The sequence below is a fragment of the Streptomyces buecherae genome (assembly GCF_014295035.1).
GTDB classification, from domain to species: Bacteria; Actinomycetota; Actinomycetes; order Streptomycetales; family Streptomycetaceae; genus Streptomyces; species Streptomyces youssoufiensis.
Genome location: NZ_CP060404.1, coordinates 5,837,972 through 5,849,188, shown reverse-complemented (window position 1 = coordinate 5,849,188; position 11,217 = coordinate 5,837,972). Strand labels below are relative to the sequence as shown.

Annotated in this window: 11 protein-coding genes; 6 read left to right on the top strand and 5 right to left on the bottom strand. The window is 75.3% G+C overall.

All coding sequences use genetic code 11. The features are described 5' to 3' along the window. Positions 1 to 157 precede the first annotated feature (157 nt). The 3 genes from H7H31_RS23140 to H7H31_RS23130 form a co-directional block, all read right to left on the bottom strand. The gene (locus H7H31_RS23140; protein ID WP_187060818.1) at positions 158 to 925 is read right to left on the bottom strand and encodes a GntR family transcriptional regulator; all 768 of its coding nucleotides are present in this window, start codon (positions 923 to 925) and stop codon (positions 158 to 160) included. Positions 926 to 1,013: 88 nt separating this feature from the next. Next, a complete protein-coding gene (locus H7H31_RS23135; RefSeq protein ID WP_187118068.1) occupies positions 1,014 to 2,162 on the bottom strand; it encodes a hypothetical protein in 1,149 nt (382 codons plus the stop codon). Between the two features lie 240 nt (positions 2,163 to 2,402). Continuing rightward, a complete protein-coding gene (locus tag H7H31_RS23130; protein WP_187059652.1) occupies positions 2,403 to 3,512 on the bottom strand; it encodes an FAD-dependent monooxygenase in 1,110 nt (369 codons plus the stop codon). A gap of 157 nt (positions 3,513 to 3,669) precedes the next feature. Here H7H31_RS23130 and H7H31_RS34290 point away from each other — a divergent pair, with 157 nt between their 5' ends. From H7H31_RS34290 to H7H31_RS23120, 3 genes are all read left to right on the top strand, one after another. Next, positions 3,670 to 4,014 (top strand): GntR family transcriptional regulator, encoded by a 345-nt coding sequence (locus H7H31_RS34290; RefSeq protein ID WP_232110034.1) that lies wholly within the window; start codon positions 3,670 to 3,672, stop codon positions 4,012 to 4,014. Between the two features lie 14 nt (positions 4,015 to 4,028). After that, positions 4,029 to 4,691 carry a TetR/AcrR family transcriptional regulator gene (locus tag H7H31_RS34285; protein WP_232110033.1) on the top strand — a complete coding sequence of 221 codons (663 nt, stop codon included), beginning with the start codon at positions 4,029 to 4,031 and terminating at the stop codon, positions 4,689 to 4,691. 96 nt (positions 4,692 to 4,787) lie between these two features. Continuing rightward, on the top strand, positions 4,788 to 6,002 hold the full coding sequence (locus tag H7H31_RS23120; RefSeq protein ID WP_187060623.1) for a Gfo/Idh/MocA family protein: 1,215 nt from the start codon (positions 4,788 to 4,790) through the stop codon (positions 6,000 to 6,002). 67 nt (positions 6,003 to 6,069) lie between these two features. On the opposite strand, the gene H7H31_RS23115 is transcribed toward H7H31_RS23120, so the two are convergent. Next, positions 6,070 to 7,656 carry a sodium:solute symporter family protein gene (locus tag H7H31_RS23115; protein ID WP_187060622.1) on the bottom strand — a complete coding sequence of 529 codons (1,587 nt, stop codon included), beginning with the start codon at positions 7,654 to 7,656 and terminating at the stop codon, positions 6,070 to 6,072. Then, complete coding sequence (locus tag H7H31_RS34280) at positions 7,653 to 7,850, bottom strand: DUF3311 domain-containing protein (RefSeq protein WP_232110032.1); 198 nt, start codon at positions 7,848 to 7,850, stop codon at positions 7,653 to 7,655. The genes H7H31_RS23115 and H7H31_RS34280 overlap by 4 nt, the downstream gene beginning before the upstream one ends. 974 nt (positions 7,851 to 8,824) lie before the next feature. On the opposite strand from H7H31_RS34280, the gene H7H31_RS34275 reads away from it, so the two are divergent. The 3 genes from H7H31_RS34275 to H7H31_RS23095 all read left to right on the top strand — a co-directional run bounded on the left by H7H31_RS34275 (position 8,825) and on the right by H7H31_RS23095 (position 11,091). Then, the gene (locus H7H31_RS34275; RefSeq protein WP_217189519.1) at positions 8,825 to 9,088 is read left to right on the top strand and encodes a collagen-like protein; all 264 of its coding nucleotides are present in this window, start codon (positions 8,825 to 8,827) and stop codon (positions 9,086 to 9,088) included. A 267-nt stretch (positions 9,089 to 9,355) separates the two neighbouring features. After that, positions 9,356 to 10,258 (top strand): PhzF family phenazine biosynthesis protein, encoded by a 903-nt coding sequence (locus tag H7H31_RS23100; RefSeq protein WP_187060620.1) that lies wholly within the window; start codon positions 9,356 to 9,358, stop codon positions 10,256 to 10,258. A gap of 272 nt (positions 10,259 to 10,530) precedes the next feature. Then, on the top strand, positions 10,531 to 11,091 hold the full coding sequence (locus H7H31_RS23095) for an allene oxide cyclase barrel-like domain-containing protein (protein ID WP_187061784.1): 561 nt from the start codon (positions 10,531 to 10,533) through the stop codon (positions 11,089 to 11,091). Positions 11,092 to 11,217: the final 126 nt, after the last annotated feature.

The following is an 11,217-nucleotide window of genomic DNA, read 5'->3' as shown; positions in this document are numbered from 1 at the left end:
CGCGTCAGTTCGTCCCGCTTGGCGCATCGATGGGCGTTCTGCCGAGCGGTGCCGGAGCCACTGCCGGTGCGGTCGGCCGCCTACGTGGCGGCGAACCCGGGAGGGGGGCGCGGACGGGCGCGGCCGGCTCAGAACGGGCGCGGACGGGCGCGTGGGCTCAGGTCGGTGACGGGCCCAGACGGGTGGTGAAGCTGAACCGGTCCCCCCGGTAGAGCGAGCGCACGCGCTCCAGCGGGCGCCCCCGCTGGTCCCGCGAGATCCGGTGGATGAGGAGCATCGGCAGCGCGGGCGGGGTGCCGATCAGCAACGCCTCGCGCGGGGTGGCCAACACCGTCTCCAGGCGCTCGTCCGCGTCGCCGAACCCGATGCCGAGCCGCTCGTGCAGGTAGCCGTAGAAGGACGAGTCGGGCTCGAAGTCGGTGGCCAACTTCGGGACCCGGGCCACCTCCACGTACGTGCTCTCCAGGCCCATCCGCTCGTCGTCCGCGAGCAGCACCCGCTCCAGGTGCCAGACCGGCACGCCCCGCTCCAGCTCCAACTCGGCGGCCAGGCCGGGCGGGCAGGGGAACTGGTCGAGGGTGATGAGCGTACGACCCGGCCTGCGGCCCTGCCGCCGCACGCCCTCGGTGTAACTCGCCAGCGACAGCGGCTGCTCCAGCTTGGGCCCGGCCACCACGGTGCCGCGCCCCATCCGCCGCAGCCGCCCCTCAAGGAGCAGTTCGCGCAGGGCCTGGCGCAGCGTCTCGCGCGAGACCTCGAACCGCACCGCCAGGTCGCGCTCGGTCGGCAGCAGCTCGCCCTCCCCCAACTCCTCTATCAGCGCCGCGACTTGCGTCTTGACGGCGTAGTACTTGGGGATGCGCCCGTGCTCGGGGACGCCCGCCCTGATCGGTGCGCCAGGTGCCTGGTCGTTCGGGTATTCCACGCGGTGATCCTCGCACCACCCGGCGAGAGGACGCCGCGCGCCCGCGCCGTCCGGCCGCCGCCCGGCCGGGGCGCGCTCCCGGACCGGGTCAGCGGCGGGCCGCGCGGGCGCGGGCCACCAGCGGCACGCCGGCGCCGACCAGCCCGAGCGCCAGCGCCAACAGGCCCCACCACGGCGGGCCCGAGCCCGTCGCGGCGAGCCGCGGCGGAGCGTCGGCCGGCGGCTCACCCGGCTCGACCCCCGCCCCGCCCCCGGCCGGCCCGTCGCCCGGGGTCGCCGCGTCGTCCCCGGAGCCGGCGCCGGCGCCGGCTCCCGCTCCCGCTCCCGCCTCACGGTGGCCGCCGGGCGCGTTCCCGGCCCCGGTGCCGCCGCCACCAGGACGAGTGCCGGTCTCGGACGCGTCGGTGTCGGCGGGCGGACGCGTGTCCGCGTCGCCGCCCGACCCGTCCGTGGCCCCGTCCGCGTCGCCGGGCTCGCTCGGGCGGGCGGCGGCGGCGGGCGCCTCGATGGTGAACCGGTAGGTGCCCGACTGGCCGACCCAGTCCCCGTCCTGGTGCTGGCGCTGCATGGCGGTCACGGCGGCGGAGGCGGGCCCGGTCGGCGCGTCGGCGGCGAACCTGACCCGTACCCGTACGGTCAGCGTCTCCCGCGCGGGCACCGTGAACCCCTCGAAGCGGGGCACCTCCCGGCGGCTCCCCCCGTCGACGACGCGGCGGCTGCCGCCGTCGAAGACGCCGACGTTCTCGTCCTGGTCGGTCGCCTCGAAGCGCACCGGCCGCCAGCGCTGCCCGCCGGGGGCGTACGGGTCGCGGAACTCGACCCGCAGGTGGCCGGGGCGCAGCGCGTGCCCCTGGTCGGCGAAGAGGGCGACGGGGTGGATGGCGGCGCAGGCCACCCGCGTGGTGTTGCGCAGGTCGAGCCGCCAATGCCGCCAGCCGTCGCCGGCGCGGTAGGTGCCGGGCCCGGCGTGCAGCGTGGTCCCGATCGGGAAGTCGGCGTCGGAGGCGTCCCCGCACTCGGGGGCGAGCGCGGCCACCCGGTCGGCCGGGGCCTCGGCGGCGGGCGCGGCTGACGCGGCGGCCGGGGCCGCGCCGAGCAGGGCCGCCGCCAGGGCGACGACGACCACCGGGGCGGCGACGGGCGAGGCTGCGACGGGCGGGGCGGCGGGTGAGGCGGTCGGGGTGGCGGTGGTGGTCGGGGTGGCGGGCTCCGACGACGGGGCGCTGGGCGAACGCATGGTGACCTCTGCTCGGGGGCTAGGGGATGCTCCCTCGTCTCAGCAACATCCCCCGCGCCGCCGCGCGCCCCACACCGCGTCATCGGTCCGGCCCACCGCCCGGCCGCGATCCCGCCCGATCGGCCTAGGTACGCCCCGCCGTTCGGGGGCCACTCGTTCGAGCTGGCCGCGCGCCCCGGGCGACCACCGTGCGGGCCGCGCGTCCGGGGCGACTGCCGTGCGGGCCGCGCCCGGCGACCGTCAGTCGTCCAGCGCGAGCGCGCCCTTGGCGTGCGTCATGGACGACTCGGTCGGCGGCTGGCCCGGGTTCTCCGTGGCCAGGGCCTGGTTGAGGGTGACGTACGAGCGCAGCCGCCGCTCGTAACGCGCGTACGCCGCCGCGTGGTCGCCCCCCGCCCGGGCCAGGCAGTCGGCCAGCACGTAGCCGCCCACCAGGGCCAGGCTGGTGCCCTGCCCGGAGAGCGGCGAGGGGCAGTAGCCGGCGTCACCGACGAGGGCCACCCTGCCCCGCGTCCAGTGGTCCATCCGGACCTGGGCCATGGCATCGCAGTAGAAGTCGGGCGCGTCCGTGGCGGCCTTGGCCAGCCGGTCGCCCTCCCAGCGCAGGGCGGCCAGCTTGTCGATGATGAGCCGGCGCAGCGAGGCCGGGTCGCTCAGCTCCGGCGCGAGCGGGGCGGACTCGAAGCCGAAGGCGATCCGGAGTTCGGTGTTGTCGCGTACGGGCATGGCGACGAAGCCCACCTCACCGTCCCGCAGCCAGACCTGCCAGTCGTCCAGGCCCAGGAAGTTGTCCGCGCTGAAGACGGAGAGGTAGCTGCCCAGGTGGTGGGTGTAGCGCTCGGCGGGCCCGAAGGCCAGCCGCCGCACGGTCGAGCGCAGCCCGTCCGCCCCGAGTACCAGGTCGAAGGTGGCGGGCGGCCGGTGCGCGAACTCGACCCGCACGCCGGTCGGGCCGTCGGCCAGGGCCGTGACGCTGTCGCCGAAGAGGTACGTGACGTCCGCCCGCGTGTGCTCGTACGCCATCCGCACCAGGTCCTCGCGCAGCAGCTCGATGTCGGGGCTGTCGAGCCGGCCGCTGCTGAGCGCCACCTCGGTGGAGCGCTCGACCTCCCGGCCCTCGGGGTCGAGCACCGACATGCCGCGCATCCGGGTGCGCGCGCCGCGCGCCCGCTCCAGCAGGCCCATCCGTTCGACCACGTCGAGCGCGACGCCGCGGATGTCCACGGCCTGCCCGCCCGGGCGCGGCCCGGCGGCCCGCTCCACGACCGTGACCGCGAAGCCGTGGCGGTGCATCCAGTAGGCGAGGGCGGATCCGGCGATGCCGCCACCGGAGATGAGGACGGTCTGCATTTCGGGCCTCCAGTTCGCTGCGTACGCGCTGAACGTACGGCGCACGCACACCGCTCTCAACTGGCCGAACGCCCGCACTGTACTAGGGCAGTTACGTTCCGCTCGGCGTCCGCGCTGCTAGCCTCTGCGCTAGTACAGGACAGAGAGGCGGCCCGCTGTGACGAAGCCCACAGGCGCCCCCGACCAGCCGCCCTACCTGCGCATCGTCGGCGAGTTGCGGCGGCGCATCACCGAGGGCGAACTCGCCCCCGGCGACCGGGTCCCCTCGACCCGGCAGATCGCCAGGGAATGGGGCGTCGCGCTGGCCACCGCCACCAAGGCCCTGACCACGCTGCGCCTCGAAGGGCTCGTGGTGGCCCGCCCCCGGGCCGGCACCGTGGTCGCCACCCCCGCCACCCCCGCCGCGCCGACCGCGCCCGCCCGACCCCGACCCCGGCCCCGGGCCCGGGGTCGGGGTCGGGGTCGGGCCCGGGTTCCGGACCGGCCGCCGACCAGGAGCTGAGCCTGGAGCGGATCGTGCGCACCGCGATCGAGATCGCCGACGCCGAGGGGCTGGCGGCCCTGTCCATGCGCGGCGTCGCGGCGCGGCTCGGGGTCGCCGTCATGTCGCCGTACCGGTACGTGCCCAGCAAGGACGACCTGATCCAGCTCATGGCCGACGCCGCCTACGGCGAGCGCGGCTACCCCGCCGACCCGCCCGCCGGCTGGCGCCCGCGCCTGGAACTGGGCGCCCACACCCTGTGGGGCCTGTACCGCGAGCACCCGTGGCTGGCCCAACTCGGCTCCCTCACCCGCCCGTTGCTCGTACCCAACCTGGTGGGCCACGGCGAGTGGATGCTGCGCGCCCTCGACGGGCACGGGCTCGACCCCACCACGCTGTTCGACATCCACCTCCTCGTCTACAGCCACATCCAGGGCTTGGCCGTGCACCTGGAGTGGGAGGCGCACGCCGAGGCGGCCACGGGCCAGTCCGAGGACCAGTGGATGGACAGCCGGGCCCCGGCGCTGACGGAGTTGGTCGACTCCGGCCGCTTCCCGACCTTCACCAAGGTGGTCGGGAGCTTCGAGAACGGCTACGACCTGCGACTCGACGCCCTCTTCGCGGCCGGCCTCAACGCGCTCCTGGACGGCCTGACGCCGCTCGTCGAGGGCCGGGCGGCGGGCGCCATCGCCCCGTAACCCCTCGCCCGCCCAGGCCACACCGCCCGCGCGGCACGCCCCGGCCACCGTGCGCGCCGCTTGCGCTTCGGGGGCGGCGTTGCCAGAGTCCTCCGCATGGATGGCACCCACGGCACGGCCGACAAGGCCCAGGTCAGCAGCGGAAACGGCCCGGACGGCGGGGCCGGTGAGGGCACCGGCCCGAACGACGGGCGGGCGGGCGAGGCCGTCGCCCCGCGACCGCCGCTGACGCGCGGCGGGCCGCTACGCGTCGGGCTCATCGGCTACGGGCTCGCCGGCTCGGTCTTCCACGCCCCGCTGGTCGCGGCCACCGAGGGGCTGCGCCTGCACACGGTGGTCACCTCGCGCCCCGAGCGGCGGCGCGAGGCCCAGGACGCCTACCCGGACCTGCGGGCCGTGGCCGGCGCGGACGAGCTGTTCGCCGCCGCGGACGAGCTGGACCTCGTCGTCATCGCCTCGCCCAACCGCACCCACGTGCCGCTGGCCCGCGCCGCCCTGGAGGCCGGCCTCTCGGTCGTGGTCGACAAGCCGCTGGCCGCGACGGCCGCCGAGGCGCGCGAGGTCAGCGCGCTCGCCGACGAGCGCGGGCTACTGCTGAGCGCCTTCCAGAACCGGCGCTGGGACAACGACTTCCGCACCGTCGCCCGCCTCGTCCGCCAGGGCGCGCTCGGCGACGTGCAGCGCTTCGAGTCCCGGTTCGAGCGCTGGCGGCCCCGGCCCAAGGGCGGCTGGCGGGAGTCCGGCGACCCGGCCGAGATCGGCGGCCTGCTGTACGACCTGGGCAGTCACCTGGTCGACCAGGCCCTGACCCTGTTCGGCCCGGTGACCTCGGTGTACGCCGAGTGCGACGTACGACGCCCCGGCGCCGAGGCCGACGACGACACCTTCCTCGCGCTCACCCACGCCAGCGGCGTGCGCTCGCACCTGTGGGCCAGCGCCACCACGGCCCAACTCGGCCCGCGCTTCCGGGTGCTCGGCAGCGCGGCGGGCTACGTCAAGTACGGGCTCGACCCGCAGGAGGCCGCGCTGCGCGCGGGCCGCCGCCCCGGTGACGGCCCCGGTTGGGGCGTGGAACCTGAGTCCGCCTGGGGACGGATCGGCGCGGGCGCCTCGCCGCTGGACGACCCCGGCGAGGCGGTGCCGACGGAGCCCGGCGACTACCCCGCGTACTACGCCGCCATCGAGCGCGCCCTGCGCTCCGGCGGCCCGCCGCCGGTCACCGGCGCGCAGGCCGCCGCGGCCCTCGCCGTCCTGGAGGCGGCCCGCCGCTCGGCGACCGAGTCCCGCGCGGTGGCCCCCGAGTCCCCCTGACCGCGCGCGCCGGCGACCGCGCGCACCGGCCGGGGCGCGGCGCCGCCTCCCCCGGTCGGCGCGCCGCCTATCCCCCCGCCTGGCCCGCCGAGGACGGCCCGGCTGGCCCCACTGACCTGGCCGGCTCGGCCGCCCCGGCCGGCGCGCTGGCCGGCGGATCCCAGTCGGCCAACACCTCGGCGTCCGGCCGCTCGTCCGTGTCGCGCGGGCCGAGCAGGCTGACGGCGAGGGCGACGGCCAGGTTGACGGCGAGCGCGAGCAGCCCCGCGTTGACGCCCCACAGCGGATCGCGGTCGGTGAAGACCAACACCGACACCAGCGTGGCGCCCACCACCAGCCCGCTCAGCGCCCCGTACAGCGTCATCCGCCGCCACGCGAGGCCGACCAGCAGCATCGGCACGAGCTGCGCCATCCCCTCGTACGAGATCAGCGACAGCCGCACCAGCGTGTTCGGCGCGGTGTACGTCAGGAGCAGCGCCAGCGCGCCCGCCACCACGACCACCACCTGCGAACCGAGCTTCTGCCGGCTCGCCAGGCGCGGTACGAGGCCCAGCACGCTGCGGCCCCACATGGTGCCGATCACCAGCATGAATACGGCCATCGGCACGATCGAGGACAGCGCGGCGGCCACCCCGATCACCCCGACCGCCCAGGCCGGCAGCGAGTCCACGACCAGTTTGAACAGCGCCAGGTTCGACTCGGCGCCCACCAGGCCCGGCACCACGAACAGCGCCGCCATGCCGAGCAGCATCGGCACCAGGAGCAGCACGTTGTAGATCGGCAGCGCCACCGCGTTGCGCCGCAGCGTGTCGGCGCTGCGCGCGCCGAGGTAGCCGGCGACGGTGGTCGGGAAGATCACCACGGTCAGCGAGTTGAGGAAGCTGGTCGAGACGAACCACCCCTGGTCCAACCCGCCCGACGCGTGCCCGGGAAAGGTCAGCCACTGCGCCTTCTCGTCCACCAACCGGCCCAGGAAGTCCCCGTACCCGCCGAAGTAGTGCACCGGCACGTAACACGCCAGGAAGCCGAGAGTGCCGATGACCAGCACGTCCTTGAGCACCGACACCCACGCGCTGCCCCGCAGCCCGCTGACCACGACGAAACCGGTGGTGATCGCGAAGGCCAGGAAGTAGGCCCAGTTCAGGCTGATCGCCCCGTACGAGATGGTGGAGACCACCACGCCCATCCCGGTGATCTGCAACTGGATGTACGGCAACAGGCACACGGTCGCGCCGACCGCCACCAGGGCGCCGAGCCAGGGCCGCCCGTACCGGTGCGCCACCATGTCGGTGATCCCCACCAGCCCGTGCCGCCGCGCGTACCCCCACAGCATCGGCCCGACCAGATAACCGACGGCGTAGCCGCACGACATGTACGCGATGACGTACAGCACCGGCGCGCCGACGTTGTAGCCCCAGCCGGCGGCGCCCAGGTAGCTGAAGCTGGTGTAGCCCTCGCCGGCCATCAACACCCAGATGAACACGCTCCCGAGGCTGCGCCCGCCCACCGACCAGTCCGCGAGCCCGCCGCCCCGCTCGCCGCCGGCCGCCTTCCGCGTCCTCCGGCCGACGCGTACCGACAGCAGCCCGAGTGCGACGGTGAACACCATGAACGCGGCGAAGATCGAGGTGGCCACGGCGGCGTCGGCGCTCATGCCCGCCCCCGCCGGCGGTCGCCCCGCCAGGCCAGCCACACCGCGACCGGCGTCAGCACGGTGGCCACCACCATCCAGAACAGCAGGAAGGGCAGCCCGAACACGGTCGGGTGGACCCGGTTGACCAGCGGCAGCGCGCCCAGGTACAGCACGTAGGGCGCGAGCAGCCACAGCAGGGAAGATCGTCGCAGCACGGCGCCCGACCCTAGCCGCCGCGCCCCGCCAGGGGCGCGGCGCCCCGCCCGCGGGGTGCGCGGTCGGGGTGGGCCGGAGCGGGGTCGCGTGCGCGCGCCGGCGGGTTCGGGCCGCGGGGCGCCATGCCAGCGCGCGGGGCACCTTCGGGCGGTGGTGCGCTCATGTGGTGGCCGGCGACCGGCACTACCCCGGGTGTTCGGCATGACATATGCGCGACGGGCAGAAGGTTCGAAGAATTCAATTCCGGTCGAGGCGGAGTCCTATTTTGTGCCTTTCCGGCAGAAGGGTTACCCATTGCGGGGGGTGGGGATATTCGGCAGGAGAAACGGGAGCGAGTAGCGAGCACGTTTATCGAGGCGCTCGACTCACCATCCGGTACGGCGAATTCACCATCTCACTCCTGTCGCCGCCACCCTCCACGACGCGCCTGGAAGACGTTCTTTCGCCTGGTGGCGCGGCTTCCGGGAGAAGAGGGCCGGCCGGCACCGATTACCCCCTTGCATCCGGCAAGAATTCCAGGAGGCGCGCTATGGCCCCACCGTCCGAGACACCGACCATAACCGTCACCACCCAGGAGGACGCCTCCTCTCGCGACAGTTGCGTTCCTCCCGCCGACCCGCCTTGCGTTCCTCCCGCCGACCCGCCCTGTGGCCCTCCCGCCGACCCGCCCTGCGCGTGCCCGCCGAGGCAGTGCTGCTGTTGCTGCTGCTCGCCACAACCGCCCGAGGGCTGCCCGCCACGCCCGCCGGGCGGTCCCCCAGGGCCGCCCGGCCCCCAGGGGCCACCGGGGAAGCAGGGACCACCGGGGAAGCAGGGCCCGCCCGGCCTCCCCGGATGCCCGGGCCCCACGGGCCCGGCCGGACCGGAGGGACCAGCGGGGCCGCCAGGACCGCCGGGCCCGCGCGGACTGGAGGGACCGACGGGACCCGAAGGCCCATCGGGGCTGCCCGGGCCCGAGGGTTGCCCGGGACCGATGGGACCGCCGGGGCCACCGGGCCGGGACGGCAAGGACGGCAAGCCCGGCCCCGCCGGGCTGGACGGCGTCGACGGCCGCGACGGCCCCGTCGGGCCGCGCGGGCCCGAGGGTGTCCCGGGCCCGTGCGGACCGACCGGACCCGCCGGCCCCCGGGGCTGCCGAGGCCCCAAGGGCGACCCGGGCGACCCGCCCAGCCGGGACTGCCTGCGCCAGCTCATCAGGGAGTGCCTCACCGAGTTCGGCTTCTGCCCGCCCTGCTGACCGCCCGTACGCCAGGCGCGCCGCCGCGACCCGGCGCCCACCGGCGGGCGCACCACCGGCGATCCGTCCGCGCCGCGCTACCCCGGCCCCGCGCAGGGCCGGGGCAGCGCGGCGTGCGACGCCCGCCCGCGCCGGGCCGCTACCGGTGACAGCCCGCTTACCGGAGTCGCGAGCCGGGCGTGGCGTTCCCGTAGCCGCCGCAAACCAGACCACCCTCCCCTCATTGGCTTTGGTACGGCCGCGATTGGCATGGCTACGGTCCGAGGCATGCGCATACACGTGGTGACCGCCTTCACCGACCGACCGTTCGCCGGAAACCCCGCGGGCGTGTGCCTGCTGCCCGCCGGGCCATGGCCGCAGGACGCCTGGATGCAGCGGGTGGCCGCCGAGATGAACCACTCGGAGACCGCGTTCGCCCTGCCGCTGCCCGCGTCCGACGAGGCCGACTGGGCCATCCGCTGGTTCGCCCCGCTCGTCGAGACCAACCTGTGCGGGCATGCCACATTGGCCACGGCACACGTGCTGCGGACCGAACACGGCGTTCTCGGCGCCGTACGGTTCGCCAGCCGCCAGAGCGGCGTCCTCGTCACGCACGCCGACGCGAGCGGCAGCATCACCCTGGACTTCCCCGCCGCTCCCGGCACCGAGGTGCCCGTGCCGGACGGGCTGGTCGGCGTGCTCGGGACCGAGCCCGAGGCGACGTACCGCACGGGCGCGCTCGGCGACCTGCTGACCGTCCTGCCCGACGAGGCCACCGTCCGGGCCGTGACCCCCGACCTGGCCGCCATGGCCGAACTGACCCGGCGGGAAAGGCTGCGCGGCGTCATCATCACGGCCCCACCGGCCGGCGCGCACGCGGCGGCCGGGGCGGCCGGGGCGGCCGGGGAGCCCAGCGGGAACGGGGAGTTCGGGGAGAACGGCCAGGACAGGCCGCCGTACGACTTCGTCTCCCGCTTCTTCTCGCCGGCCGAGGGCATCCGCGAGGACCCCGCCACGGGCAGCGCCCACACGGCCCTCGCCCCGTACTGGTCGGCGCGGCTCGGCCGGCAGCGGCTCACCGGGTTCCAGGTCTCCGCGCGCACCGGCGTGATCCGCACCGCCCTGCACGGCGACCGCGTCCACCTCACGGGGAACGCCGTCACCGTCCTGGACGGCACCCTGCACGTCTGAGCCCGGCCGGGGTCGGGCGCGAACCTCGGCGGGCACGGGGCCGCCCCGAGCCGCCAGCGGCGCGGAGCCGCCCGCCGCCCACGGGCCGCACCGCCCCCTCCCAGGCGGCCTGCCCCGCGCCCCCCACACACCCGGGAATTCCGCCCGCCCGCGCCCAACTCCTTTATGCCCCCGCGAATATGACGCCATACGATTTTGGACTTAGACGCCCTGACTGGCGGGTCATAGCGTCATGGGTGTTCACACAGGGGAACACCCGAGGAGGTCCCATCATGGTCGCCAGTCACCTGGAATCCGCTGCCGCGCACTCGCGGAAGGAGGGAAATCCGCTGAAGCGCGGAAAGAGGCGAGCGACGCTCGCGAAGTGCGTCGCCGTTTCCCTGGCCGCCGCCACGGTCGGCTTCTGCACGCTGGGCACCGCGGGCGCGCAGACCCCGGAGCAGGCCCCGGACAAGAAGCAGGCCGAGATCATCGATTTCACGTTCCACAACGAGCAGTACGCGGACAACGACCTCGCCCCGTCGGGCCCCAGCCTGGGAGACATGAACTCCTATTCCGGTTCGCTCGTCAAGGACGGCCGCACGATCGGCCGGGGCGGCGGTACGTGCCAGGGCGTGCACCTCGACGGCGCCAAGATGACGATGCAGTGCCTGGTCACCCTGGACCTCGAGCGCGGCTCGCTGACCATGCAGTCGCTCGCGGTGAAGGGGTCCAAGACGGTCGAGATGGCCATCACCGGCGGCACGGGCGCCTACAACACCGCGCGGGGCACGGTGCAGTGGTGGGACATCGGCGCGCCGATCGAGACGGTGCGGGCCACCGTCCTGCGCTAGCCGGTACGTTACGCCCGGCCCGCGCCAGCAGCCCTACTCGAACTCGCCTTACGAGCGGGGCCACTGGCGCGGTGCGGGGCGGCCTGGCGGTAAGCGCGGCGGCGGCGAAACGCCGGCTGCGGGGCG